This is a genomic window from Cellulomonas edaphi (genome assembly GCF_030362815.1).
In the GTDB taxonomy this organism is placed as follows: domain Bacteria; phylum Actinomycetota; class Actinomycetes; order Actinomycetales; family Cellulomonadaceae; genus Cellulomonas; species Cellulomonas edaphi.
Map to the genome: position 1 here is coordinate 38,801 of NZ_JAUCGR010000001.1, position 26,038 is coordinate 64,838.

General features: G+C 72.9%; 18 protein-coding genes. 10 read left to right on the top strand and 8 right to left on the bottom strand.

Annotation, left to right across the window (positions count from 1 at the left end; genetic code table 11):
• Positions 1-10 precede the first annotated feature (10 nt).
• Both pyrE and QRT05_RS00215 read right to left on the bottom strand, forming a co-directional pair.
• On the bottom strand, positions 11-574 hold the full coding sequence (gene pyrE, locus QRT05_RS00210; protein ID WP_407650249.1) for an orotate phosphoribosyltransferase: 564 nt from the start codon (positions 572-574) through the stop codon (positions 11-13).
• A 10-nt stretch (positions 575-584) separates the two neighbouring features.
• Entirely contained in the window at positions 585-1,358 is a 774-nt protein-coding gene (locus tag QRT05_RS00215) for an SDR family NAD(P)-dependent oxidoreductase (protein ID WP_289444123.1), read from the bottom strand.
• 370 nt (positions 1,359-1,728) lie between these two features.
• On the opposite strand from QRT05_RS00215, the gene recQ reads away from it, so the two are divergent.
• Together recQ and QRT05_RS00225 are read left to right on the top strand one after the other, a co-directional pair.
• Positions 1,729-3,540: a DNA helicase RecQ gene (gene recQ / locus QRT05_RS00220; RefSeq protein ID WP_289446076.1), complete on the top strand. Its 1,812-nt coding sequence runs from the start codon at positions 1,729-1,731 to the stop codon at positions 3,538-3,540.
• 8 nt (positions 3,541-3,548) lie between these two features.
• The gene (locus QRT05_RS00225; RefSeq protein ID WP_289444124.1) at positions 3,549-6,761 is read left to right on the top strand and encodes a DEAD/DEAH box helicase; all 3,213 of its coding nucleotides are present in this window, start codon (positions 3,549-3,551) and stop codon (positions 6,759-6,761) included.
• 3 nt (positions 6,762-6,764) lie between these two features.
• Here QRT05_RS00225 and QRT05_RS00230 read toward each other — a convergent pair whose 3' ends face one another.
• Complete coding sequence (locus QRT05_RS00230) at positions 6,765-7,799, bottom strand: aldo/keto reductase (RefSeq protein ID WP_289444125.1); 1,035 nt, start codon at positions 7,797-7,799, stop codon at positions 6,765-6,767.
• Positions 7,800-7,938: 139 nt separating this feature from the next.
• Between QRT05_RS00230 and QRT05_RS00235 the strand changes: the two genes are divergently transcribed.
• On the top strand, positions 7,939-8,403 hold the full coding sequence (locus QRT05_RS00235) for a tRNA (cytidine(34)-2'-O)-methyltransferase (RefSeq protein ID WP_289444126.1): 465 nt from the start codon (positions 7,939-7,941) through the stop codon (positions 8,401-8,403).
• Positions 8,404-8,432: 29 nt separating this feature from the next.
• Here QRT05_RS00235 and QRT05_RS00240 read toward each other — a convergent pair whose 3' ends face one another.
• The 3 genes from QRT05_RS00240 to QRT05_RS00250 form a co-directional block, all read right to left on the bottom strand.
• Complete coding sequence (locus QRT05_RS00240) at positions 8,433-9,854, bottom strand: serine hydrolase domain-containing protein (protein ID WP_289444127.1); 1,422 nt, start codon at positions 9,852-9,854, stop codon at positions 8,433-8,435.
• A 51-nt stretch (positions 9,855-9,905) separates the two neighbouring features.
• Positions 9,906-10,865, bottom strand: a complete 960-nt coding sequence (locus QRT05_RS00245; protein WP_289444128.1) for a GGDEF domain-containing protein — start codon at positions 10,863-10,865, stop codon at positions 9,906-9,908.
• 85 nt (positions 10,866-10,950) lie between these two features.
• Complete coding sequence (locus QRT05_RS00250) at positions 10,951-12,114, bottom strand: LacI family DNA-binding transcriptional regulator (protein WP_289444129.1); 1,164 nt, start codon at positions 12,112-12,114, stop codon at positions 10,951-10,953.
• Between the two features lie 396 nt (positions 12,115-12,510).
• On the opposite strand from QRT05_RS00250, the gene QRT05_RS00255 reads away from it, so the two are divergent.
• The 3 genes from QRT05_RS00255 to QRT05_RS00265 all read left to right on the top strand — a co-directional run bounded on the left by QRT05_RS00255 (position 12,511) and on the right by QRT05_RS00265 (position 18,215).
• Positions 12,511-15,186: a discoidin domain-containing protein gene (locus QRT05_RS00255; protein ID WP_289444130.1), complete on the top strand. Its 2,676-nt coding sequence runs from the start codon at positions 12,511-12,513 to the stop codon at positions 15,184-15,186.
• A 348-nt stretch (positions 15,187-15,534) separates the two neighbouring features.
• Positions 15,535-16,926, top strand: coding sequence for a DUF1996 domain-containing protein (locus QRT05_RS00260; RefSeq protein ID WP_289444131.1), 1,392 nt, complete (start codon positions 15,535-15,537; stop codon positions 16,924-16,926).
• Between the two features lie 143 nt (positions 16,927-17,069).
• Complete coding sequence (locus QRT05_RS00265; protein WP_289444132.1) at positions 17,070-18,215, top strand: dolichyl-phosphate-mannose--protein mannosyltransferase; 1,146 nt, start codon at positions 17,070-17,072, stop codon at positions 18,213-18,215.
• Positions 18,216-18,305: 90 nt separating this feature from the next.
• On the opposite strand, the gene QRT05_RS00270 is transcribed toward QRT05_RS00265, so the two are convergent.
• Positions 18,306-20,891 carry an ATP-dependent Clp protease ATP-binding subunit gene (locus QRT05_RS00270; RefSeq protein WP_289444133.1) on the bottom strand — a complete coding sequence of 862 codons (2,586 nt, stop codon included), beginning with the start codon at positions 20,889-20,891 and terminating at the stop codon, positions 18,306-18,308.
• Positions 20,892-21,086: 195 nt separating this feature from the next.
• Here QRT05_RS00270 and QRT05_RS00275 point away from each other — a divergent pair, with 195 nt between their 5' ends.
• Positions 21,087-21,872: a SanA/YdcF family protein gene (locus QRT05_RS00275; RefSeq protein WP_289444134.1), complete on the top strand. Its 786-nt coding sequence runs from the start codon at positions 21,087-21,089 to the stop codon at positions 21,870-21,872.
• Positions 21,869-22,678: a Cof-type HAD-IIB family hydrolase gene (locus tag QRT05_RS00280; protein ID WP_289444135.1), complete on the top strand. Its 810-nt coding sequence runs from the start codon at positions 21,869-21,871 to the stop codon at positions 22,676-22,678. The genes QRT05_RS00275 and QRT05_RS00280 overlap by 4 nt, the downstream gene beginning before the upstream one ends.
• Positions 22,679-22,714: 36 nt before the next feature.
• Here the strand turns inward: QRT05_RS00280 and QRT05_RS00285 are convergent, their stop codons facing one another.
• Positions 22,715-23,641, bottom strand: a complete 927-nt coding sequence (locus tag QRT05_RS00285) for a LysR family transcriptional regulator (RefSeq protein ID WP_289444137.1) — start codon at positions 23,639-23,641, stop codon at positions 22,715-22,717.
• An 81-nt stretch (positions 23,642-23,722) separates the two neighbouring features.
• On the opposite strand from QRT05_RS00285, the gene QRT05_RS00290 reads away from it, so the two are divergent.
• The gene (locus QRT05_RS00290) at positions 23,723-24,763 is read left to right on the top strand and encodes an aminotransferase class V-fold PLP-dependent enzyme (RefSeq protein WP_289444138.1); all 1,041 of its coding nucleotides are present in this window, start codon (positions 23,723-23,725) and stop codon (positions 24,761-24,763) included.
• A gap of 610 nt (positions 24,764-25,373) precedes the next feature.
• Entirely contained in the window at positions 25,374-25,964 is a 591-nt protein-coding gene (locus QRT05_RS00295) for an alpha/beta hydrolase family protein (protein WP_289444140.1), read from the top strand.
• Positions 25,965-26,038: the final 74 nt, after the last annotated feature.

The window sequence follows — 26,038 nt, forward strand, 5'->3', positions numbered from 1 at the left end:
CCTGCCCCGCTCAGGCCAGGCCGAGGTCGGACAGGCTGAACAGGTAGTGGTACGGGACGCCGTAGGCCTCGATCTTCTCCTGCGCGCCCGTGTTCCGGTCGACGATCACGGCGACGCCGAGCACCTCGGCGCCCGCCTCGCGGGCCGCCTCGAGCGCGGCGATCGGCGAGCCGCCCGTGGTCGAGGTGTCCTCGAGGATGACGACCTTGCGGCCCGCGATGTCCGGGCCCTCGATCCGCCGCTGCATGCCGTGCGCCTTCGCCTCCTTGCGGACGACGAACGCGTCGAGGTCCTGCCCGCGGCTCGCGGCCGCGTGCAGCAGCGAGGTGGCCACGGGGTCCGCACCGAGCGTGAGCCCGCCCACGGCGTCGATCTCCGCGGTGCCGAGCCCGACCTCCTCCAGCCGGTCGAGCAGCAGGTGCCCGATGAGCGGGGCCGCGCGGTGGTGCAGCGTGGCGCGGCGCAGGTCGACGTAGTAGTCGGCCTCCCGGCCCGACGAGAGCGTCACCTTGCCGTGCACGACGGCGAGTTCCTGGATGAGGGCGAGCAGCTGCTGGCGGGGAGTCTCGGTCACGGGGGCCAGGCTACTCGGGAGACTCGATCGCCTTCCGGTACCGGCCCACGGCTCGGACGGCCGACCTGGGGGCGATGCGCGCCACGGCCGAGACGGCGCGGTAGCGCGCGCTCGGCGTGGAGATGACGGCGCCGCGCCGCACGTCGGCCAGCGCCGTCGCGACCACGCTCTCCGCGTTGAGCCACGCGAGCTCGGGGTAGCTGCTCACGTCGATGGCACCACGCTCGTGGAACTCGGTGCGCACGAAGCCCGGGCACAGCGCGGTGGCCGTGACGCCCGTGCCCTTGAGCTCGACCGCGAGGCCCTCCGTGAAGCTGCGCACCCACGCCTTGTGGGCCGAGTACGTGCCGGAGGCCAGCAGCGCGGCCACCGAGGCGACGTTGAGGATGGCACCGCGGCCGCGGGCCGTCATCGCGTCGGCCGCGGCGTGCGAGAGCACCAGCACAGCGCGGACCATGACGTCCAGCGCGGCCTCCTCCCGGCTGAGGTCCCCTCCGACGAAGTGCTGGTTCAGGCCCAGGCCGGCGTTGTTGACCAGCAGGCCGACGGGGCGCTCCTCGTCCGCGAGCCGGATCGCGACGCGCTCCACGTCGACGCGGTCGGCGAGGTCCGCGACCAGCACCTCGGCGCGGACGCCCGCGGCGGCCTCGAGCTGGGCGGCGAGGCGCGTCAGGCGCTCCTCGTCGCGGGCGACGAGCACCAGGTCGTGCTTGGCGGTGGCGAGCTGCCAGGCGAACTCGAGGCCGAGCCCCGCGCTGGCACCGGTGACGAGTGCGATACCCATGCTGGCCACCCTATGCGGGACCCCCGACTCCGGCCCACGCCGACGCCGCGTGCTCTCGCGCTCGGCCACCCGATCCCTGTGGTCCACAGGGCGTCCGCGGGTGTGGGCACCGGCTCGTAGGGTTGGGCACGTGCAGCTCCCCGACGACCTTCCGCCCGACGAGGGCTTCGCGTGGCATCTCGAGGAGCCGCCCTTCGACCCCGGCTACGACGAGGTCCCGCCGGAGTCGACGCCGTCCTCGCGACCCACCTCCGAGGCCCCGGGCCGCCGCAGCCCTGCGACGCCCGCACCCACGGCCGGGCAACCGCCCTCCTCGGCACCGGCCTCCGTGCGCGTCGGCGGCGCCACCCAGGGCCCCGCCGACGGGTTGATGCCGGACCCGCTGGAGGTGCTGCAGCGCGTCTGGGGCTACGACGCGTTCCGCGGCGAGCAGGCCGACATCATCGCGACCGTCGTCGGCGGCGGCGACGCGCTCGTGCTCATGCCCACCGGCGGAGGCAAGTCGCTGTGCTACCAGGTGCCCGCGCTCGTGCGGCCGGGCACGGGCGTGGTCGTCTCGCCCCTCATCGCCCTCATGCAGGACCAGGTGGACGCCCTGTCGGCGCTCGGCGTGCGTGCCGGCTTCCTCAACTCGACGCAGGACCCGGCGCAGCGACGCGCGGTCGAGGACGCGTACCTGGCGGGCGAGCTGGACCTCCTCTACCTGGCCCCCGAGCGCCTGCGCGTGCGTGAGACCGTCGAGCTGCTCGACCGCGGCCGGGTCGCGCTGTTCGCCATCGACGAGGCTCACTGCGTGTCGCAGTGGGGGCACGACTTCCGGCCCGACTACCTCCAGCTCTCGATGCTGCACGAGCGCTGGCCCGACGTGCCGCGCATCGCGCTGACGGCGACCGCCACCGACGCGACCCACGCCGAGATCGCCTCGCGGCTGCAGCTGGAGCAGGCGCGGCACTTCGTCGCGAGCTTCGACCGGCCCAACATCCAGTACCGCATCGCGCCCAAGGACAACCCGCGCGCGCAGCTGCTCGCGCTGATCCGCGAGGAGCACCCGGGCGACGCCGGCATCGTGTACTGCCTGTCCCGCAGCTCCGTCGAGCAGACCGCGGAGCACCTCGCGGCTCAGGGCATCACGGCACTGCCGTACCACGCGGGACTCGACAGGGCGGTGCGCGCGCGCAACCAGTCGCGGTTCCTGCGCGAGGACGGCGTGGTGATGGTGGCGACCATCGCGTTCGGCATGGGGATCGACAAGCCGGACGTGCGGTTCGTCGCGCACCTGGACCTGCCCAAGTCCGTCGAGGGGTACTACCAGGAGACGGGCCGCGCCGGGCGCGACGGGCTGCCCTCCACGGCGTGGCTCGCCTACGGGCTGCCCGACGTGGTGCAGCAGCGCCGCATGATCGACACCTCCGAGGGCGACGCGGCGCACAAGCGCAGGCTCACCCAGCACCTGGACGCGATGCTGGCGCTCTGCGAGACCGTCACGTGCCGCCGCGTGCAGCTGCTCAGCTACTTCGGTCAGGCCAGCGAGCCGTGCGGCAACTGCGACACGTGCCTGTCGCCGCCGGACTCGTGGGACGGGACGCTCGCGGCGCAGAAGCTGCTCTCCACCGTGGTGCGCCTCGAGCAGCGAGGCCAGCGGTACGGCGCGGGCCACCTGGTCGACATCCTTCGCGGCAAGGTCACGCCGCGCATCATCCAGCTGGGCCACGCGGACGTGTCCACGTTCGGCATCGGGGCGGACCTCTCCGACGCCGACTGGCGCGGGGTCGTGCGTCAGCTGCTGGCGGCCGAGCTGCTCGGCGTGGACTCGGACGGGTACGGGACGTTGCGGCTCACGCCCGAGTCGGCCGCCGTGCTGCGCGGGGAGCGGACGGTGCCGCTGCGCCGCGAGCCCGAGAAGCCCGAGAAGCGCGCGCGCACGCGCTCCGGGGCGCCGCGGGCCGCCGCGGCGGACCTCGACGCCCCCACCGCGTCGGTGTTCGAGGGGCTGCGCGCGTGGCGTGCCGGTGCCGCACGAGAGCAGGGCGTGCCGGCCTACGTGGTGTTCCACGACGCGACGCTGCGCGAGATCGCGCTGCAGCAGCCCACCTCGCTGGCCGAGCTCGGCACCATCAGCGGCATCGGCGCCGCCAAGCTGGAGAAGTACGGCCCGGGCGTCCTCGCCGCGCTCGCGGGGTGATGCGACCGATGGACGACGCCCAGATCCGCCAGGTGGTCGGCGGCGGCGCGTACGCGCGCGGCCTCGAGTACGCCCGCCGCGGCAAGGTGCTGTCCTCGACGTGGAGCCCCGACCGCCGGATGCTGACGGGAGTCGTGAGCGGGTCCGGCCGCGCCCCGTACCGCACGTTCGTCGAGCTCGCGGCCTCGGGCAGCGTCATCGACACGTCCTGCACGTGTCCCGTGGGCGAGTACTGCAAGCACGTCGCCGCCCTGCTGCTTGCCGACGCGGAACCGGCCGACCCCGCGCAGCCCCGTCGGCCCGCGTGGGAGCTGCAGATCGAGGGGGCGCTCAGCGCCGCCGCGCCCGAGACGGCCCGCCCGGACCTCGGGCTCCAGCTCGAGGTGGTCCTCGACGACTTCGGCGAGAAGCCGGTCCGCCTGCGCGCCCGGCCCGCGGCCCGCACCGCCGCCGGGCGGTGGACCCGGTCGGTGTCGTGGGACACCGTGACGCGGGGCTACTCGGCCCAGTACGACCGCCGCCAGCTCGCGGCACTCAGCGCGGTGCACCGCCTGACCGGGAGCACGAGCGGCTACTACGCGCCCGCGTCGGCGTGGGTGTGGCTCGACGACGCGTCCGGACCCGGGACGTTCGCGGCCCTCGCCGACCTGGGACGCGCCGGGGTGCCCGTGCTCGTGGCGGGCACCGACCTCGAGGTGGCCCTGCACGACGAGTCGGCCCGCGCGGCGCTCGACCTGCGCGCACGCACGGACGGCGGCATCGACGTCCACCCGCTCGTGCTGGTCGGCGACGAGCCGCTGACCACCTGGACCCTGCTCGGCGCGCCCGAGGCCGTCGCCCTGTTCTGGTGGGAGGGCGAGACGCCGCGCGGCGCACCGCTCCACGTCGCCCGCTTCGACGCGCCGCTGTCCTCCGGCGCGGCCGGGCTCGTCGGGCCGGGGCACGCGCTGCGGGTGCCGCCCGACGACGCTCCACGGTTCCTGCGTCGCTACTACCCGCGGCTGACCGCCCACCTCGACATCACGTCGCGCGACGGCTCCGTGGTGCCGCCCCCGCCGCCCACCGCGGCGCTCGTGCTGACGCTCACCCCTGGCCCGGAGCACGCCGTCACGTCCCGCTGGACCTGGGAGTACCGGAGCCACGAGGGCGAGGTCGTCGAGCAGCGCGCCGTGCGTGAGGCGCGCGTGGCGACCGACGCCTACCGGTCGACCGCCGACGAGAGCCGGCTCGCGGCGAGCGCCGGGGCAGTCGCCGGTCTGCTGGTCGACAACGCCGGCCAGCTGCTCGACCGCACGCTCGCGGGCTGGCAGACGGTGGACCTGGTGACCGACGTGCTGCCCGCGTTGCGCGCGCTCGACGGCGTCGAGGTCCGCGTCGACGGCGACCTGCCGGACTATCGCGAGGCGCAGGCGGATCCGCAGGTGACCGTCACGCCCGGCCCGTCCAACGGTCGCACCGACTGGTTCGACCTCGCCGTGACGGTGGAGGTCGAGGGGCGCGAGGTCATGCTCGCGACGCTCGTCACCGCTCTCGCCGCGGGGAAGGCGCGGCTGCTCCTGCCCGACGGGTTGTGGCTGCGCATCGACACCCCCGCCCTCGAGGCCCTCCGGGCGCTCATCGAGGAGGCGCGGGAGCTGGACGACCGCCGAGGCCTGGGCGTCGGGCGGCTGCGGGCCAACGCCTGGGACGAGCTCGAGGCGCTCGGCGTGGTCGTGCAGCAGGCCGACGAGTGGCGACGCGCCGTCTCGGAGGTGCGCCTGCTCGAGTCCCCGGCCCAGGACGTCGAGCCTCCCGCGGCGGTGCATGCCCTCCTGCGGCCCTACCAGCGCGCCGGGTACGCGTGGCTCGTGCACCTGCACGACTCCGGCCTGGGCGGCATCCTCGCCGATGACATGGGGCTCGGCAAGACGCTGCAGGTGCTCGCGTTCGCGGCGCACGTGCACCGCCTGGACTCACGGGGCGGCGATCGCGAGAGCCCGCCCCTGCTGGTGGTCGCACCGACGTCCGTGGTCGGTGCGTGGGCGTCGGAGGCCGCCAAGTTCGTGCCGGACCTGCGGGTGGCCACGGTGGAGCGGACCGCGGGCAAGCGGGGTGTCGCGCTCGCGGACCTGGCCCGGGACGTGGACGTCGTGGTCACGTCCTACGCGCTGTTCCGGATCGAGTACGACGACTACGCCGCACTCGACTGGTCCGTCCTGGTGCTCGACGAGGCGCAGACCGTCAAGAACCATCAGTCGCGCGCCTACGCCTGCGCGCGCACGCTGGAGGTGCCCATGAAGCTCGCGATCACGGGCACCCCGCTCGAGAACACCGTGATGGAGCTGTGGGCGATCCTCGGCATCGTGGCACCCGGGCTGCTGCCGCCGCTCCAGCGGTTCGTCGAGCAGTACCGCTACCCCATCGAGCGCAACCACGACGCCGCACGCCTGGACCAGCTGCGTCGCCGCATCCGGCCCCTGGTGCTGCGCCGCACCAAGGAGGCGGTCGCCGACGACCTGCCGCCACGCATCGAGCAGGTGGTGCACGTGGACCTGGCTCCCGCGCACCGTGTGGTCTACGACCGGCACCTGCAGCGCGAGCGGCAGAAGGTGCTGGGGCTGCTCGCCGAGATGGAGGGCAACCGGTTCGAGATCTTCCGCTCGTTGACACTGCTGCGCCGCCTCGCGCTGGACCCTTCGCTGGTCGACCCCGACCACACGAGGGTTCCGGCCAGCAAGCTCGACGTGCTCGAGTCGATGCTCGACGAGATCGTCGCGGACGGCCACCGGGTGCTCGTGTTCAGCCAGTTCACCGGCGTGCTCGACCGGGTGCGCACCCGGCTCGACGGCAGGTCCGTGCCGTACGCCTACCTCGACGGCACCACCACGCGCCGCGCCGCCGTCATCGACGGCTTCCGCACCGGGACGGCGCCCGTTTTCCTCATCAGCCTCAAGGCGGGCGGCGTCGGGCTCACGCTCACGGAGGCCGACTACGTCATCGTCCTCGACCCGTGGTGGAACCCCGCCGTCGAGGCGCAGGCCGTGGACCGCGCGCACCGGATCGGGCAGAAGCGCTCCGTCATGGTCTACCGGCTGGTCGCGTCGGGAACCATCGAGGAGAAGGTGATGGCGCTCAAGGCGAGCAAGTCGCGCCTGTTCGACGCGATCATGGGCGGCGGCGAGCTGTCCCGGACGCGGCTGACGGCCGACGACGTCCGACAGCTGCTGGACGTCCCGGCCTGACCGTCACGAGCGCTGGTGCGTCCCGTCGACGGCGAACGGCTCGATCGCGGCGATCTCCTCGTCGGTGAGCGCCGGGGCGGACAGTGCGCCCACGTTGGCCTCGAGCTGCGCCACGGACGACGCGCCGATGAGTGCCGACGTCACCCGCTCGTCGCGCAGCACCCAGGACAGTGCCAGCTGCGCGAGCGACTGACCCCGGCCGCGCGCGATGTCGTCCAGGGCCCGGGCCCGCGTCAGGTAGTCCGAGGTGAGCGCGGACGGCTTGAGGAAATGACCCACGGCCGCGCGCGAGTCGGCGGGGACGTCGCCGGACAGGTACCGGTCGGAGAGCAGACCCTGCTGGAGCGGGGAGAACACGATGGTGCCGATCCCGAGGTCGCCCACCGCGTCGAGCAGCGACTCGCTCTCGCCGTCGCGGACGTGCTCGATGTGCCGGCTGAACATCGAGTAGTTGGGCTGGTGGATCGTCAGCGGCGTGCCCATCGACCTCAGGATCGAGGCGGCCTCGCGGGTCTGCGACGGGCTGTAGTTCGAGACCCCCGCGTACAGCGCGCGACCGCTGGCGACGGCGGTGTGCAGCGCACCCATGGTCTCCTCGAGCGGCGTCGACGGGTCGAACCGGTGGGAGTAGAAGACGTCGACGTAGTCGAGCCCCAGGCGCCCGAGCGACTGGTCCAGCGACGCGAGCAGGTACTTGCGCGAGCCGCCGTCGCCGTACGGTCCGGGCCACATGTCGTAGCCGGCCTTCGAGGAGATCACGAGCTCGTGGCGGTACGGCTTGAGGTCGCCGGCGAGCAGCCGTCCGAAGTTCTCCTCGGCGGACCCGGCGGGCGGCCCGTAGTTGTTCGCGAGATCGAAGTGCGTGATGCCGAGGTCGAACGCCCGACGCACGACCGCTCGCTGGTTCTCGAGCGGCGTCGTGCCGCCGAAGTTGTGCCAGAGGCCGAGCGAGAGCCCTGGCAGGCGCAGCCCGCTGCGCCCGACCGGCCGGTAGGGCATCCGCTCGTAACGGTCGTCCGCGGCACGGTAGAGCGACATGGGTCCTCCAGTTCGATGGGGCGGCGCAGGCGGCACGCGCGTCGGTGCGGCGACCACGCTAGCCACGCCCCGCCGCCCCGGCGCGCACGGGCCACCCCTCGGGACCGGCGTACCGCTCGTGCTCGGGCATGATGGCACCGTGCTGCACGTCGTGTTCTTCGAGCCCCGCATCCCCGGCAACACCGGCAGCGCGATCCGCATGTCGGCCACGACGGGTTCGGCGCTGCACCTGGTCGAACCCCTGGGGTTCGACCTGTCGGAGGCCAAGCTGCGGCGGGCCGGGCTCGACTACCACGACCTGGCGCACGTGCAGGTGCACGCCGACCTGGCGGCCGCCAAGGTCGCGCTCGGACCGGCGCGCGTGTTCGCGTTCACCACCCAGGCGACCACGCGGTACACCGACGTCGACTACCGGGACGGTGACGTGCTGCTGTTCGGCCCCGAGCCGACCGGCCTGCCGCCCGAGGTGCTGTCCGACCCGTGGCTCACCGACCAGCTCCGCATCCCGATGCTGCCCGGTCGCCGCTCGATGAACCTGTCGAACGCCGCCGCGATCGCGACGCACGAGGCATGGCGGCAGCTCGGCTTCCCGGGCGGCGTCTGACGGTGGCGCCAGACGGCGGCGTCTGACGGTCAGGCAGTCACGGACGCCACGAGCGGCCCCACCGCCGTGTCGCCGAAGCGCACGTTCACCTCGCCCGTGACCGTCACGGAGGCACCGTCGACCTCCGCGCGGAGCGTGACCGCGTGGGGACCACCGATCAGCCGCGCGGTGAGCTCGTACACCGAGGGCGAGACCCACGCGCCGGCGGCCAGCACCTCCTCGTCGACGTGCTTGCCGAGCTGCACCCAGCTGGAGCGCAGGTCGCCGTGCCCCACAGCGATGCGCCACCGACCGCGCTCGTGCTCGACGACCAGCTCGTCGCCGTCGGCCCCGCCGTCCAGCGTGGCCGTCCTGATCCCGAGGTCGTTCGGCTCGAACACGAGCTGCCGGCCCAGGATCGGCGCACCCCGCTCGGCACCCACCGGCACCGGCAGCCGCAGGGCCGCGAGCCGCTCCGTCAGCGCGCGCAGGGAGGCGTCGTCCTCCTCGAGCGCGCCGTCGGCGACCCCGGGGAGCAGGTGCTCCCACACCCGCGCGAGCTCGACGTGCATCTCGGCCGACGCGCTGGTGATCGCCACGACGACGTCGAGGGCCGGCAGGACCACGCAGTACTGCCCGAAGGCGCCGTCGCCGCGGTAGGAGTCGTGCCGCCCGCGCCAGAACTGGTAGCCGTACCCCTGAGCCCAGTCGCCGTCGGGGTCGTCGCCGTTGGGCACCTGGCGGCGCGTCGCCTCGGCGGCCCAGCCCTCGGGCAGCAGCTGCACACCGCCCCAGCGCCCGTCCTGCAGGTACAGCTGCCCGAACACCGCGATGTCCTCGGTGGTCACCGACATGCCGAATCCGCCGACGTCCACGCCGTCGGGGGACTGCTCCCAGGTCGCGCCCTCGATGCCCAGGGGCTCGAGCAACCGAGGAGTGAGGTAGTCCAGGACGCGCATGCCGGCCGCGCGCTGCACCGCCTCGGCGAGCATGTACGTCGCGGCCGTGTTGTAGACGAAGTGCGTGCCGGGCTCGTGCTGCACGGGCAGGCCGAGGAACGTCTGCGACCAGTGCCGGGACGTGAACGTCGCGTCGCTGGTGTCCTCGTGATGGCCCGTGGTCATGGTGAGCAGGTGGCGCAGCCGCATGCTCCGCAGATGGGGACCGGGGTCGGCGGGTGCGACGTCGGCGAAGTGGTCGAGCACCAGGTCGTCCACGTCCAGCAGGCCCTCCGCCTGCGCGAACCCGACCGCCGTCGACGTGAAGCTCTTGCTCAGCGAGTAGAGCAGGTGCGGCCGGTCGGCGGAGTACGGCGCGGCCCAGCCCTCGGCCACCACGTGGCCGTTCCGGACCACCATGAGCGAGTGCAGCTCGCCGGGCTCGACCAGCGCGTCGAGCAGCGCGAGCAGCGCGGACGGTGCGACGCCCTGCGTCTCGGGTCGGGAGCGGGGCAGGCGGCGAGTTCCGGGCACGGCGTCATGCTGGCACGAGCCACCCACACCCGGCGCGTCTGCGACGTCCGGTCAGCGGGCCTTGAGGGTCCGCATCCGCCCGTCGGCCAGCGCGAGGAGACGCTCCGCGTCCCCGCCCCCGGCGCCCGAGCACACCGCCACGGCGTGCAGCTGCGGCCAGGCGCGACCGTCGATGCCCCCTGCCGGTTCGGCCAGCGCAGCCACCACGTGCTCCCGCAGCGACTCGGCCAACGCCTCCGCGTGCCGCTCGTCGACCGCACCCGGGAGCGTGACCGCCACGGCGAACTCGTCGCCGTCGAGCCGCGCGACGTCGCTCCCGGCCGGGGCCGCAGCCCGCAGCCGGGTGCCCACCGACGCGAGCACGACGTCGCCGACCGCGTGCCCGTACGCGACGTTGACCTGCGCCAGCTGCCGCAGGTCGACCTGCACGACGACGACGCGCCGGGCGCTGCCCACCGCCTCGGCGCACCGCCGCGCGAGCTGGTGGACGAACATCGCCCGGTGCGCGAGCCCGGTGAGCGGGTCGTGCAGCGACCGCACCGCGAGCTGCGTCGAGAGCGAGCGGACGAGGTCCGCCGTCGACGCGACCTTCCAGACCTCACCGGCGACGAGGACGTCGTCGTACCGACGCTCGTCGTACCGCTCCATCGCGCGGACGGCCACCTCCGAGACCTGAGCCGTGGGGGGCACCACCATCGGGGAGAAGTCGGTCAGCTCGGTGGTCGCGCGTCGCGCGAGGACCGCCCGGCCGAAGCCCAGCCGCCCGGTCATCGCGGCGGTGAACCGCGCCCGGGTCACCAGCCCCACCCGAGCCGGGTCACCGGGGTCCCGGACGGCCACCGAGGCGACGTGCGCCGACCGGAACACGAGCTCCAGCCGCGCCACGGGAAGGTCCGCGTCCACGACGTCGACGGGGTGCGCCAGCTCGTCCACGGTGGCGCGGGCGGTGGAGCGGTAGTCGCCGACGGCCCGCGAGAGGCGGTCGGCGAGCAGGGTGATCTCGGCAGACATCCCACGATCATTGCCGCAGGTCACGGGCCTCCTGGCCCTGACCTGCCGCGATTCACCCAGTGTTCGGACGAGGTTCGCCGAGCCGTCAGCTGGTGCCGCGCACCACCAGGGTGGGCTCGAAGATCACCGACGTCACGCGCCGTTCGGGGTCCGCCAGCGTGTCGAGCAGGATGCGGGCCATCTCTGCCGCCATCTCCTCGATGGGTTGCCGGACGCTGGTCAGGCCGGGGCGGGAGTGCGCCCCCAGCGAGCTGTCGTCGAATCCGACCACCGAGACGTCGTGCGGGACGTGCCGGCCTCGCGCGTGCAGGGCCTCGATCGCGCCGAGCGCCATGAGGTCGTTGGAGGCGAACACGCCGTCGACCGCGGGCTCCTGGTCCAGCAGCCGGTCCATGGCCACGACCCCGCTCGCGAACGTGAAGTTTCCCGCCGCGGACGGCACCCATGCGTGGCCGTGCCGGGCGAGCTCGTCCTCGAACCCCGACAGCCGGTCGCGTGCCGCCGGGACGTCCAACGGTCCCGAGATCGCCACGATCCTGCGCCGGCCCCGCTCCACGAGGTGCGCCGCGGCGAGCCTGGCGCCGTCCCGGTTGGCGACGTCGACATAGCTCATCGGCAGGGGGTGCGCGGGCCGGGCGAACTGGACCGCGGGCATGCCGGCCTCGACCAGCAGCGCGGGCAGCGGATCCTCCGCGTGCGTGGAGACCAGGAGCGCGCCGTCGGCGTTGCCGTTGGAGAGCGCGGAGATCACGCGGTTCCGGTCCGCGTCCGTCTCCGCGAGCATGAGGATGGGATCGACGTCCCGCGGGCGCAGCGCACGGAGCATGCCGCCCACCACGCGGCCGAAGAACGGGTCGGCGAAGTCGACGCTGGAGGAGCCGTCGGCCGCTGCCTCCTCGGCGCCCGAGACGACGACGACCACTGCGCCCGTCCGACGCGTGACGAGCGAGCGCGCTGCCAGGTTGGGCACGTAGCCGACGGTCGCGATCGCCTGCCGCACCACGTCCTGGATGTCCTGCGCCACGCGGCGCTTGCCGTTGACCACGCGCGAGACGGTCGCTCGAGAGACCCCTGCCACGCGGGCGACGTCCTCCAGCGTGGGGGCGCCGCCCGTTCGCTCGGGTGTCTCGCCCGAGCCGACGGGCCGCGCCGCGACGTCGCCGTGGGGTCGCGGCGCTTCGAGCGTCGCGGCGCCACCGTGCGGCAGGTCGTCCGCGGGCGGCACGGCGCCGGACCGGTCGTCTCCCATGCATGGATGCTACCAGCGGGGGAAAGCGCTCTCCCTCTTTTGCGCCCGGGAGAGTGAAGTTCGGGCGTCACGGCCCGTCCGGACGCGGTGCGCCGCTTGACGTAGGCGCGCAGAGCGGGTGAAATCCGGGTATAACTTCCCGGAGCGGGCACCCAACCCGCCCACACCCCCGTCTGGACCGGCGCCACACCCTGCATCGCCGGTAGAGCGCTCTCCCAGATGGCTTGGTCAGGCAGCACGACTCAGCACCGAGGAACCAGCACCAGTCAGGCACCACCCGCACCGACCGGCACCCGCTCGACAGCACTCGCACGCCGCCGGACCGACACAGACGTCGGGCCGAGCCGGCAGACGCACCAGCGGACGAGCATCGCCCCCGAGGAGACACCTGTGTCAATGACGACCACCCACCACCGCCCGGGCAGCGCCCGCGGCAGGCGCCTCGCCGCGCTCGCCGCCATGGGCGCGCTCACGATCGCGGGCCTCGTCCTGCCTGCAGCAGGCGCCAGCGCGGCTCCCGTGCTGCTCTCACAGGGGAAGGCAGCCACCGCGTCGACCACCGAGAACGCCGACTACCTGGGCGCGAAGCTCGCCGTTGACGGCGACAACGGCACGCGCTGGGCCAGCGCCGCGACCGACAACCAGTGGATCCAGGTCGACCTCGGAGCGAAGGCGACGATCGAGCGCGTCGACCTGCGCTGGGAGTCGGCGTACGGCAAGAGCTACACGATCCAGACGTCCGACGACGGCACCACGTGGACGACGATCGCCACCAAGACGAACGGCACGGGCGGCAACGAGTCGGTGGCCGCCAGCGGCGCGGGGCGCTTCGTTCGCCTGCAGGGCGTCGCCCGCGGCACCGGCTACGGCTACTCGCTGTGGGAGCTGCAGGTGTTCGGCACCCCCGGCACGACGACGCCCACCGACCCCACCACGCCCGGCACGTGCAACAGCGACAACGTCGCGCTGGGCAAGCCGGCCACCGCCTCCACCCAGGAGGGCGACGGGCTCGCCGCGAAGTTCGCTGTCGACGGCAAGACAGACACGCGCTGGGCCAGCACCTTCGCCGACAACCAGTGGCTCCAGGTCGACCTGGGCTCGAGCACGCAGGTCTGCAACGTCGCCCTGAACTGGGAGGGTGCCTACGGCAAGGCCTTCCAGGTGCAGGTCTCCGACAGCGCGACCTCGGGCTTCGCGACGATCGCCACCGTGACCAACGGCACCGGTGGCGCCAACCAGGTCGTCGCGGCATCGGGCAAGGGCCGCTACCTGCGCCTCAACCTGCAGACCCGCGGCACGGGCTACGGCTTCTCGCTGTGGGAGCTGAAGGTCTCGACCTCGGGCACCACGCCGACCGACCCGACGACCCCCACCGACCCGACCACCCCGACAGGTGACGTCTACAACCCGAACGTGCCCGACGGCCCGGCCGACGGCAAGGTCAAGGTCGCGGGGTCGCAGGGCAACTGGGCGCTGCAGGTCAACGGCAAGCAGTGGGTCACCAAGGGCATGACCTGGGGCCCGTCGGTCGCCGACTTCCCGAACCACGTCGCCAACCTCAAGGCGATGGGCGTCAACACGATCCGCACGTGGGGCACGGACGCGGGCTCCAAGGCGCTCTTCGACGGAGCCGCGGCCAACGGCATGCGCGTCATCGCCGGCTTCTGGCTCGCCCCCGGTGGCGGCCCCGGCTCGGGCGGCTGCCCGGACTACGTCAACGACGCGACGTACAAGTCGAACTCGATGAACGACATCCTCACGCAGGTCCGCGCGTACAAGGACAACCCGGGTGTGCTGATGTGGGACGTCGGCAACGAGTCCCTGCTGGGCCTCGGCTCGTGCGGCACCACGGGCGGCGGCGTCGAGCAGAACCGCAACGCGTACGCCAAGTTCGTCAACGACGTCGCCGTCGAGATCAAGAAGATCGACGCGAACCACCCCGTGACCTCGACGGACGCGTGGACGGGCGCCTGGCCGTACCTCAAGGCCAACGCCCCGGCGCTCGACCTCTACGGCCTCAACAGCTACGGCGCCGTGTGCGCCACCAAGGCGACCTGGCAGGCCGGCGGGTACACCAAGCCTTACATCCTCACCGAGGGCGGCCCCGAGGGCTCGTGGGAGGCCAAGCCCGACGTGAACGGCATCGCCAACCAGGGCACGGACCAGGACAACGCCAACGGCTACGTGAAGTCGTGGAACTGCTTGGCCGACCACCGCGGTGTCGCCCTGGGCGCCACGATGTTCCACTACGGCACCGAGGGCGACTTCGGCGGCATCTGGTTCAACGTGCTGCCGGGCGGCAACAAGCGGCTCTCGTACTACTCGATCGCCAAGATGTACGGCGGATCGGCCGGGCAGGCGGGCGTCAACACCCCCCCGACCTTCCAGTCGATGTCGATCCCCGGTTCCACGAACATCGTCGCCGGCTCCACCGTGACGATGAACGCCGCGGTCAGCGACCCGCAGGGCGACGCGATCACCTACCACGTGTTCCTCAACAGCCAGCCGATCAACAACGCGGGCGGCCTGCTCGAGGTGCCGTTCACCAAGAACGGCACCACGTACACCTTCACCGCGCCGCAGATGCTGGGCGTGTGGAAGGCGTACATCTTCGCCGAGGACGGCAAGGGCAACGTCGGCGTCCAGACGGTCTCGTTCCGCGTCACTCCGCCGGCCGTCGCAGGGACGAACATCGCGAAGGGCCGCCCGGCCACCGCGTCGTCGTTCGACCCGTACAACGGGAACTTCACGCCGGGCCAGGCCGTGGACGGCGACTTCACCACCCGGTGGGCCTCGAGCTGGTCGGACAACGAGTGGATCCAGGTGGACCTCGGCTCGAAGAGGGCCTTCTCGAACGTCCAGCTCGTCTGGGAGTCGGCGTTCGCCAAGGGCTACACCATCCAGCAGTCCGACGACGGCACCACGTGGTCGACCATCTCCACGGTGACCAACGGTGACGGGAACGTCGACACGGTGGGCGTCAACGGGAACGCACGCTACGTGCGCATCCAGGGCGTGACCCGTGGCACTGCGTACGGCTACTCGCTGTACGAGCTCGGGATCTACGCGTGAGGCCTCGGCCCACTGCGTGACTGACCGGTCCGGGCGGGGCTGTGGGCTGCGGCCCCGCCCGGACCGACCCGCCGCCGCACGGCGCGGGTCCTGCACCACCGGCAGCCCACGCACGACGACGACGGCACTGCCCCGCCCACCAGGGGATCGGTCGGGGCTCCGCCACACCTCGAAGGCCGACGACGGCGTCGGTCTTCCCGGTCCCGGCCCGACGACGGTCGCTCCTCAGCCCAGCACGCACGGACGGCGCATGTCGCCCCTGCGTGCACCCGCTCGCTCCTCCCCGGCGAGCAGCACACGCACCCGCGGCGTCCTCGCCGCCATCGCGCTACTGAAGGAGTCCTCCCCATGAGCACCCGAACCTCCGTGCGGCGACCAGCCCGCACCCGAGCGTGGCTCGCGGCCGGCGTGGCCGCGGCCCTCGTGGCCTCGGGCGTCGTCGCGGCCGTCGCGACGACCGCGAGCGCGGCGCCGGTGAACATCTCGCAGGGCAAGGCCGCGAGCGCCTCGTCGGCCGAGAACGCCGACATGGTCGGCGCCAAGGCCGTCGACGGCAACACCGCCACGCGCTGGAGCAGCACGTTCTCCGACGCGCAGTGGCTCCAGGTGGACCTGGGCTCGACGGCCACGATCGACAACGTGCAGCTGCGCTGGGAGGCGGCCTACGGCAAGGCGTTCACCATCCAGCTGTCCGACAACGGCACCACCTGGACGACGGCAGCCACGGTCACGAACGGGACCGGCGGCAACCAGACCGTGAGCGCAGCCGGCAGCGGCCGCTACGTGCGGCTCAACCTCACGGCACGCGGAACCGGCTACGGCTACTCGCTGTGGGAGTTCCAGGTCTTCGGCACGGGGGGCACCTCCCTGCCGCCGTACTCGCCCAAGCCGCTCCCTCCGGCGCCCCCGGGCGCCGACACGACCGTCACCCACCACGAGTTCCAGGCGAACTGCACGCCTCACCATGTGCTCCCCGACGACCCGATCGTCTTCCCCGGGCAGGCGGGCGCGTCGCACAGCCACACGTTCATGGGCAACAGCACCACCAACGCGGCCTCGACCGCGGCGTCGATCCAGAACACGGGCACCACGTCGTGCACCGTGCCGCAGGACCGCTCGGCGTACTGGTTCCCGACGCTGCTGCGCAACGGCGGCCAGGTGGTCTCTTCCGACGAGCAGACGATCTACTACAAGGCCGGGATCATCGACTACAAGCAGGTGCGCCCGTTCCCGGCCGGCCTGCGCTTCGTCGTCGGCAGCATGACCGCGACGCTGGACGAGTTCAAGAACGCCCCCGGCACCGTCGAGGGCTTCGAGTGCGGCGAGAGCGTGCGCAACTGGGACGTCGCAACGATGACGTGCCCCGCCGGCTCGAAGCTCAACATCCGCTACCAGGCGCCCAGCTGCTGGGACGGCGTCAACCTCGACTCGGCCAACCACAAGAGCCACATGGCGTACCCGGTCAACGGCGAGTGCCCGCCCGACCACCCGGTGCCCGTCCCGATGATCGAGTTCAAGCTGTCGTGGCCCGTGGACGGCAACCTCTCCAACGTCGCGTTCGCGAGCGGCCGCGGGTACTCGTTCCACTACGACTTCTTCAACGGCTGGGACGCACCGACGCTCAAGGCGCTCACCGAGCACTGCATCAACGGCGGCCTGCAGTGCAACCCGCGGGGTTTCGACCTCTACAAGCCGTGGGCCGGCGGCGTGCTGGACAGCAACTTCGCCCTCATCCCCTGACCCCGACGAGCTGACGCGTGGCGGCCCCGGTCCCTCGTGGACCGGGGCCGTCGTTGCGGTGGGTATCTCGGGCGGCGGACCATGGCTCCTGACGATCGACCGGGAGCCCGTGCGCGCGGGCACGGCGGCCGACGGAGGGACCGATGGGCGAGAGGCGCACGGCGTTCGACCCGGCGGTGCACGGGTTCAGCTTCCCGAACGCCTTCGTCGACGTGCTGCTCACCCTGCCCAGCGGCAAGGCGATCTCGACGGCCGGGCGGTGCGGTGGCATGGCCTACGCCTCGCTCGACCTGTTCCACGCCGGCGTTCCAGCTCCGCGGTGGGGCGCCGGCCTCTTCGCGCCCCAGCGCGTCCCGCCCGACGACAACTGGCTCGCCGACACCATCCGGGCGCGGCTCTTCGACTCGTTCATGGTGCGATCGGCGGCCAGCTTCGTGACGTGGTCGGTCCACCCGGACGACCCGGCCGGGCCGCTCAAGGGCGTCCGGCGCTGGACGGTCGAGGACGAGCTGCCGAAGGTGATCCGGGCCATCGACGCCGGCAGGCCCGTGCCGCTGGGCCTGGTGGTCGCCCGCAGGGTCAGCGCCATCGGCAAGAACCACCAGGTGGTCGCGCACGGGTACTCGCGGAGCAACGGCACGACCTCCGTCCTCATCACCGACTCGAACAGCCCGGGGCGCGAGGTCACGCTGACCCCGAAGGACGGTGCCTGGGTGGCGTCGAACGGGCCCACCTGGCGGGGGTTCTTCGTCCAGGACTACGCACGCAAGAAGCCCACCGTCCTCACGCGGTCGCCCGCCGACCCGAGCGCCCCGGTCGGGCCCGGCTCGGTCGTCGCCCTCTCGCACGTGTGGACCGGACGCACCCTGCACAGCGACCGCACCCCGTGGGCCTACCCGGGCGCACCCTCGGGCCAGCGCGTCACCGCGGTGCGCAGCGCGGCGTCCGACGACGAGCGCTGGGCGGTGCTCAGCACCCGGACGGCGCGGGACCACGTGCGCCTGCGGCACGTCGCATCGGGAGGGTTCCTCGGCAGCGGCCGCGCCCGTTCACCGGTGACGGGTCAGCAGGGCCTGTTCGTCGGGCCGGCGGAGGACGAGTGGCGCGTCGAGGTCGACGGCGGCGGCGCGTGGACCGCCGGCGCGCGCGTCCGGCTCGTGCACGTCGGGACGGGGGCGGCCCTGCACTCGCACCCGCACTCGTCGGACGCCACGGGCGGTCAGCAGGAGGTCACCGGCTTCGCGGGTCGCGACACCAACGACTGGTGGACCGTCCTCGAGGTGGACTGACCGGCGGGCCGGGCTCGGCTGCGAAGGGCGCACACGACGAGAGCCCCGGTCCGCGAGGGACCGGGGCTCTCGATCGAGGTCAGGCGACCGTCAACCCACCTGGGGAAGCGTGCCCGTGCCGCCGTCGCCGGCCGCCGAGATGGGCGGCGCCGCCGGCAGGTCGGTGCCCGAGCCGGGGGTCCCGGCCGAGACGCCGGCCCCCACGGTCTCCTTGTGCATGTCCACCTTGGTCACGCCCTGGAACGTGAACTCGCCGAGGATGCCCTCGCCGACTGCGTCCACGATCACCAGCTGGCCCGCCTTGAGCTCGCCGAACAGGATCTTCTCGGACAGGGCGTCCTCGATGTCCCGCTGGATCGCGCGGCGCAGCGGCCGGGCGCCGAGCACCGGGTCGTAGCCCTTCTCCGACAGCAGCTTCTTGGCCGCGGGCGTGATCTCGATGCCCATGTCCTTGTCGCGCAGACGCTTGTCGAGCTTGGCGATCATCAGGTCGACGATCGCGAAGATCTCCGGCTGCGAGAGCTGCGGGAACACGACCACGTCGTCGACGCGGTTGAGGAACTCAGGCCGGAAGTGCTGCTTGAGCTCGTCGTTGACCTTGGCCTTCATGCGGTCGTAGGACGTCGACAGGTCGCCGCCGGCCTGGAAGCCGGTCATGACGCCCTTCGCGATGTCCCGCGTGCCGAGGTTGGTGGTCATGATGATCACGGTGTTCTTGAAGTCGATGACACGACCCTGCGAGTCGGTCAGGCGACCGTCCTCGAGGATCTGCAGCAGCGAGTTGAAGATGTCCGCGTGGGCCTTCTCGACCTCGTCGAACAGCACCACCGAGAACGGCCGGCGACGCACCTTCTCCGTGAGCTGGCCGCCCTCGTCGTAGCCGACGTAGCCGGGAGGCGAGCCGAACAGGCGCGAGACCGTGTGCTTCTCCGAGAACTCGGACATGTCGAGCTGGATCAGCGCGTCCTCGTCTCCGAACAGGAACTCCGCGAGCGCCTTGGCGAGCTCGGTCTTCCCGACGCCCGTGGGGCCGGCGAAGATGAACGAGCCACCGGGACGCTTCGGGTCCTTGAGCCCGGCGCGCGTGCGGCGGATGGCCTGCGAGAGCGCCTTGATCGCCGCGTCCTGGCCGACGACCCGCTTGTGCAGGTTCTCCTCCATGTGGAGCAGTCGGCTGGACTCCTCCTCGGTGAGCTTGAAGACCGGGATGCCCGTGGCGTTCGCCAGCACCTCGGCGATCAGCTCCTCGTCCACCTCGGCGACCGCGTCGAGGTCACCCGACTTCCACGCCTTCTCCTTCTCGAGGCGCTTGAGGCCGAGCTGCTTCTCGGCGTCGCGCAGGCGCGCAGCCTTCTCGAAGTCCTGCTCGTCGATCGCGGACTCCTTGTCGCGACGCGTCTCGGCGATCTGCTCGTCGAGCTCGCGCAGCTCCGGCGGAGCCGTCATGCGACGGATGCGCAGGCGGGCACCGGCCTCGTCCACCAGGTCGATGGCCTTGTCCGGCAGGTAACGGTCGTTGACGTAGCGGTCCGCCAGCGTGGCGGCCGCCACCAGTGCGGAGTCCGTGATCGACACGCGGTGGTGCGCCTCGTACCGGTCCCGCAGGCCCTTGAGGATCTCGATCGCGTGCTGCAGGTTCGGCTCGGAGACCTGGATGGGCTGGAAGCGCCGCTCCAGGGCCGGGTCCTTCTCGACGTACTTGCGGTACTCGTCGAGCGTCGTGGCGCCGATGGTCTGCAGCTCGCCGCGCGCGAGCATCGGCTTGAGGATCGACGCGGCGTCGATCGCACCCTCGGCGGCACCCGCACCGACGAGCGTGTGGATCTCGTCGATGAACAGGATGATGTCGCCGCGCGTGCGGATCTCCTTGAGCACCTTCTTCAGGCGCTCCTCGAAGTCACCGCGGTAGCGGGAGCCGGCCACGAGCGCACCCAGGTCCAGCGTGTAGAGCTGCTTGTCCTTGAGCGTCTCGGGGACGTCGCCGCGCACGATGTCCTGCGCGAGGCCCTCGACGACGGCCGTCTTGCCGACGCCGGGCTCGCCGATCAGCACCGGGTTGTTCTTGGTGCGGCGGGACAGCACCTGCATGACCCGCTCGATCTCCTTCTCGCGCCCGATGACCGGGTCGAGCTTTCCGTCGCGCGCGGCCTGCGTGAGGTTGCGCCCGAACTGGTCGAGCACCGCGCTGCCGGAAGGCTGCCCCTCGGCGGGACCTCCGGCCGCGACCGGCTCCTTGCCCTGGTAGCCCGAAACCAGCTGGATGACCTGCTGGCGCACGCGGTTCAGGTCGGCACCCAGCTTGTTGAGCACCTGGGCGGCGACGCCCTCGCCCTCGCGGATGAGACCCAGCAGGATGTGCTCGGTGCCGATGTAGTTGTGGCCCAGCTGCAGCGCCTCGCGGAGCGAGAGCTCCAGCACCTTCTTGGCGCGCGGCGTGAACGGGATGTGGCCCGACGGGGCCTGCTGGCCCTCGCCGATGATCTCCTGGACCTGGGCGCGCACGGCCTCCAGCGAGATGCCGAGCGACTCGAGCGCCTTGGCGGCCACTCCCTCACCCTCGTGGATCAGCCCCAGGAGGATGTGCTCAGTCCCGATGTAGTTGTGGTTGAGCATCCGTGCCTCTTCTTGGGCAAGGACGACCACGCGACGGGCTCGGTCCGTGAATCTCTCGAACATGTGCACTCCTCACGAGCTGCGTGGCCCACCGGTTCCGCGCCGGGCGCTGCGGGGTCGGTGGGACGGCGTTGTTCGATGCTAACGGCGGGACCCTGCCAGGACTGCCCGTGTTCGCCGCAGGCGTGACGCTGGGGTGACGCGAGGGGGATGAGTCGATCTCGCCCGGGCGACGGCACGCACCGCTAGCCTCCAGCCATGGGTGACGACGAGGGGGCGCCGGCGCCGGTGACCGCGGACGACCGGCCGGGTGACGGCGGCCCCACGCCGGGCCCCGCCGCAGGCTCGTCGGCCCTGGCGCCCGCGGCGCCGCGGCGGCGACGCCGTCGCCGTCGGCTGGTCTGGCTCGCTGCCGCGGCGGTCGTCCTGGTGCTCCTCGCGCCGCTCCTCGTCGTGCAGGGCGTGGGCCTCGCACACACCCGCTCGCTCGGCGACGTCCCCGACACCCCCGTCGCCCTCGTGCTCGGCGCCGGCCTGCGGCCCGACGGCTCGCCGTCCACGTACCTGCGTCGCCGGCTCGACGCCGCGGTGTCGCTCTACGAGCGTGGCGCGGTCCAGGTGGTGCTGGTCAGCGGCGACAACGGCACGACGACGCACGACGAGCCCGGTGCGATGCGGGACTACCTGCTCCAGGCCGGGATCCGCGCGGACCGAATCGTGCTCGACGCGGCCGGCTTCGACACGCACGACTCGTGCGTGCGCGCGCACGAGGTGTTCGGGGTCCGCTCCGCCGTCGTGCTGACCCAGGACTACCACCTCCCCCGCGCACTGTTCTCCTGCGCGGCGGCCGGCATGGACGTCACGGGCGCGCCCGTCTCGGCCTCGAGCGTGCAGCCCCGGCAGGCGGTCGCGTGGCGGCTGCGCGAGATCCCGGCCTCGTACAAGGCCGCGTGGGACGCCCTCGTCGGCCGCGCGCCCGCCGCCGGCGGCCACGAGACCGGCGTGCAGGACGCCCTGGCCGCGGCTGCGACCATGGGGTCGTGAACCCGGTCCTCGACCCGCCCGAGCTCGGCAACCCCGACATCCGCCTGATCGCCGTCGACATGGACGGCTCGCTGCTCGACGACGACAAGCGCGTCGACCCGTCGTTCTGGCCGCTCCTGGACCAGCTGCACGAGCGCGGCATCGCGCTGTGCCCGGCCAGCGGCCGGCAGTACGCGACCCTGCGCGACCAGTTCGGGCGCGACGACCTCGTGTACATCGCCGAGAACGGCGCCTACGTGGTGCACGAGGGTCGCGAGGTCGGTTGCACCCCCCTCGGGGCGGCCGCCGCACGGGAGGCGCTCGACGCGGTCCGCGCGGCCGGCGACGACACCGGCGTGGTCCTGTGCGGCAAGCGGTCGGCCTACGTCGAGCGCACCGACGACGCCTTCCTCGACCAGGTCCGGCCGTACTACCACCTGCTCCAGACCGTCCCGGACCTCGCCGCGGTCGAGGACGACGTGCTCAAGGTGGCCGTGTACGACTTCGACTCCTCGGCGCGCACGGCCCGTGCGCTGGACGGGCTCGACGGCGTCATGGTCTCCGGACCGCACTGGGTGGACGTCATGGACCCGGCGGCGGACAAGGGCGTCGCGCTGCGCCAGGTGCAGCACGCGCGCGGCATCGGCCCCGCGCAGACGATGGCGTTCGGCGACTTCCACAACGACCTGGGCATGCTCGCCGCGGCGCAGTACTCGTTCGCGATGGACAACGCGCACCCCGACGTACGCTCGGCGGCCCGGTACGTCGCACCCGCCAACTCCCGCAACGGGGTGGTCCGGACCATCACGGCCGCGCTGGGGCTGTAGCCGGTTGGTCACCTGGCTCTGCAGACGGTCGGTCGCTCAGACCGCGGCCGCGAGCGCGTCCAGCGTGGCGGCGACCGCGGGGACGCGGAGCAGGTCCGGAGCCGTGACCGCGTGCACGGCCCGCGTCGACGTGCCGGCCGCGGGGCGGACCACGACCCCGGGCTGGCGCTCCGCGACGGGACGCACCAGGTCGGGGAGCATCGCGACGCCCAGCCCCGCCTCGACGAGCGCCAGGACCGCCACGTAGTCGTCCGTGGCGTGCGCGATCCGCGGCGCGAAGCCGCACGCCAGGGCGGCGCTCAGCAGGTGGCCTCGGCATCGCGGGCAGCCGGCGATCCAGTCGTCGTCCGCGAGGTCGGCCAGCTGGAGCACGTCGTCGCCCGACGCCGGGTGCCCGTCCGGCAGGGCTACCAGCATGGGCTCGTCGAGCAGGTGGCGCGTGACCAAGCCGGCCAGGTCGTCCTCGCCGCGCCCCAGCCCGACCCCCGGGTAGTCGAACGCCAGCGCCACGTCGCACTCGCCCGAGCGGAGCGCGCGCAGGGCCTCGGGCGGCTCGGCCTCGTCGAGCGTCACCTGCAGCCCGGGGTGCGACGCGCGCAGCGCCACGAGAGCGCGCGGGACGAGGGTGGCCGACGACGACGGGAACGCGACCAGCCGCACCCGCCCGGCGCGCAGCCCGGTCAGCGCCGCGACCTCAGCCGTGGCTGCGCGCAGCGCGACGCCGACCGCGGCGCCGTGCCGAGCCAGCACCTCCCCCGCCTCCGTGAGCCGCACCGTGCGGCCGGAGCGGTCCAGGAGCGCGGTGCCGAGGCGCCGCTCGAGCCGCCGCACCTGCTGGCTCACCGCGGGCTGGCCCACCCCCAGCAGAGCCGCGGCCCCGGTGATGGTCCCGGTGTCCGCGATCGCACGGAGCATCCGCAGCGAGCCCACGTCGAGCGCCCGCGCGGTCCGAAGGTCGTCCATCCCGCCAGCATCACACACCGTGATGGGAACTGTTCGAACTTCGTCGTTGTGTGATGCCGCCGAACTCCCGACCATCGAAGGGTGACAACCGACCTCCGTTCCGAGTTCGCGCACGCGCCCGGGTACATCGACGCGGCCACCGTCGGGCTGCCGGCGCTCGCCACCCTCGCCGCCCTGAGGGACGCGCTCGACGAGTGGCAGGCCGGTCGCGCCGACCTGCACGCATACGACGCCGCGGTCGCCGCCGCGCGGACCTCCTACGCGCGGCTGGTCGGCGTGGCGCCCACGGACGTCGCGATCGGCGCGCAGACGTCGGCGCTCGTGGGGCTGGTCGCCTCGGCCCTGCCCGACGGCGCCGAGGTGCTGGTCGTCGACGGCGACTTCTCCTCGGTCGTCTACCCGTTCCTGGCGCACGCCGACCGCGGCATCACTGTGCGGCACGCCCCGCTCGCCGCGCTGGCCGACGAGGTGCGGCCGACGACCGCCGTGGTGGCGTTCTCGCTCGTGCAGTCGCGCGACGGTTCGGTGGCCGACGTGGACGCGGTGCTGGCCGCGGCACGGTCGGCGGGTGCGCTCACGCTGTGCGACACCACGCAGGCGGGGTGGATGCCGGTCGACGCCTCGCGGTTCGACGTGACCGTGTGCTCCGCGTACAAGTGGCTCGCCGCGCCCCGCGGTGTCGCGTTCCTCACCGCCCGCCGCGAGGTGGTGGAGGGTCTGCGGCCGCTCGCGGCCGGGTGGTACGCGGGCGACGACGTCTGGGGATCCTGCTACGGACCGAACATGCGGCTCGCGACGGGCGCGCGCGGGCTCGACGTCTCCCCGGCGTGGCTCTGCTGGGTGGGGGCCGCCCCGGTCCTCGAGCTGTGGGCCGCCACCGACATGGCCGCGGTCCGCGCGCACGCGGTCGGGCTCGCCGACTCGCTGCGGGCAGGCCTGTCGCTCGCGCCGGGTGGGAGCGCGATCGTCTCGCTGCCCGACGCGTCCGGCGCCGTGGGCGACCGCCTGCGAGCCGCCGGCTGCCGCGTCGCCGGCCGCGCGGGCGGGGTCCGGCTCGCGTTCCACGTCTGGAACGACGCCGACGACGTCAGCCGCGCCCTCACGGCGCTCGCCCCGCACTGACTGGCCACGGGCCACACCTGTTCGTCGATCCTCATCGCTTCGCCGATTCCGCTCGCTGGCGCCGATCGTTTCGCCGATTCCGCATCGCAGGCTCCGATCGATTCGCCGATTCCGCATTGCAGGCTCCGAACGTTTCGCCGATTCCGCATCGCAGGCTCCAATCGATTCGCCGATTCCGCATCGCTGGCGCCGATCGTTTCGCCGATTCCGCATCGGTGGCGCCGATCGTTTCGCCGATTCCGCACCGATTCGCCGATTGCAACCGGCGAACTGATGGCGAATCGGCGAAATGAGGAGTGCGCGTGCTGGGGAAAGGTGTGCGCAGGTGCACGCCGCGCTACCGATCCCCCATCGCGGGCTCCGATCGATCCGCCATCGCGAGCTCCGATCGATCCGCCAGCTCCGATCGATCCGCCAGCTCCGATCGATCCGCCAGCTCCGATCGATTCGCCGATTCCGCACCGATTCGCCGATTGCAACCGGCGAACTGATGACGAATCGGCGAAATGAGGAGTCGCGCCGGCGGCGGGTGGTGCGAGCGGGCGGGCGGAGGGGACGGCGCGAGCCGGCAGGCGGCGGGTGGGTGGAGCGGCGTGGCTAGGGTGGGCGGGTGAGGGAGCTGGCAGGTGTGCTGCTCGCGCCGGGGGCGAGTGCCGGGCGCGACAGCCCGGCGCTGGTGGCCGTGGAGGCCGCGCTCGCGCCGCTGCCGGTCCGTCGGGTCGACCTGCCCAACCGCCTGCGGGGCAGCTCGGCGCCGGACCGCCCGGAGGCGGCGGTCGCGTACCTGCGGACCCAGGCCGACGACCTGGCCGCGGAGCTGGGCGTGACGCGGGACAGGATCGCGCTCGGTGGTCGGTCGTTCGGTGGGCGGATGGCGTCGATGGCCGTCGCCCAGGGCCAGCCGGCGGCGGGCCTCGCGCTGCTCTCCTACCCCCTGCACCCGCCGGGCCAGCCCGACCGGCTGCGGACCGCGCACCTGCCCGACGTCGACGTCCCTGTGCTGGCGGTCTCGGGCCTGCGCGACGCGTTCGGCACGCCCGACGAGCTCCGCGCCCACCTGGCCGCGGTCCGCGGCCCGCTGAGCACGGTGTTCGTCACCGGCGACCACTCCCCGCGCGACCACGACGCCGTCGCCGCGGCCGTGCGCTCCTGGGTGCTCGAGGTGTTCGGCGACCCGGGCGAGCCTGAGCATCGAACCTGAGAACCGGCTGAGCGGATCCGGTGCGAGCTTCCTTCCCCTGAGAAGTATCTGAGTGACACGGTGGCGACCCTGAG

Excerpts from the sequence above, each read along its gene's own strand:
- QRT05_RS00230 (WP_289444125.1), bottom strand. The coding sequence starts at position 7,799 with ATGTCGCTCTACCGTGCCGCGGACGACCGTTACGAGCGGATGCCCTAC.
- QRT05_RS00265 (WP_289444132.1), top strand. The coding sequence starts at position 17,070 with ATGGGCGAGAGGCGCACGGCGTTCGACCCGGCGGTGCACGGGTTCAGC.
- QRT05_RS00255 (WP_289444130.1), top strand. The coding sequence starts at position 12,511 with ATGACGACCACCCACCACCGCCCGGGCAGCGCCCGCGGCAGGCGCCTC.
- QRT05_RS00270 (WP_289444133.1), bottom strand. The coding sequence starts at position 20,891 with ATGTTCGAGAGATTCACGGACCGAGCCCGTCGCGTGGTCGTCCTTGCC.
- QRT05_RS00285 (WP_289444137.1), bottom strand. The coding sequence starts at position 23,641 with ATGGACGACCTTCGGACCGCGCGGGCGCTCGACGTGGGCTCGCTGCGG.
- QRT05_RS00245 (WP_289444128.1), bottom strand. The coding sequence starts at position 10,865 with ATGTCTGCCGAGATCACCCTGCTCGCCGACCGCCTCTCGCGGGCCGTC.
- QRT05_RS00260 (WP_289444131.1), top strand. The coding sequence starts at position 15,535 with ATGAGCACCCGAACCTCCGTGCGGCGACCAGCCCGCACCCGAGCGTGG.
- QRT05_RS00275 (WP_289444134.1), top strand. The coding sequence starts at position 21,087 with ATGGGTGACGACGAGGGGGCGCCGGCGCCGGTGACCGCGGACGACCGG.
- QRT05_RS00250 (WP_289444129.1), bottom strand. The coding sequence starts at position 12,114 with ATGGGAGACGACCGGTCCGGCGCCGTGCCGCCCGCGGACGACCTGCCG.
- recQ (WP_289446076.1), top strand. The coding sequence starts at position 1,729 with ATGCCGGACCCGCTGGAGGTGCTGCAGCGCGTCTGGGGCTACGACGCG.
- QRT05_RS00215 (WP_289444123.1), bottom strand. The coding sequence starts at position 1,358 with ATGGGTATCGCACTCGTCACCGGTGCCAGCGCGGGGCTCGGCCTCGAG.
- QRT05_RS00225 (WP_289444124.1), top strand. The coding sequence starts at position 3,549 with ATGGACGACGCCCAGATCCGCCAGGTGGTCGGCGGCGGCGCGTACGCG.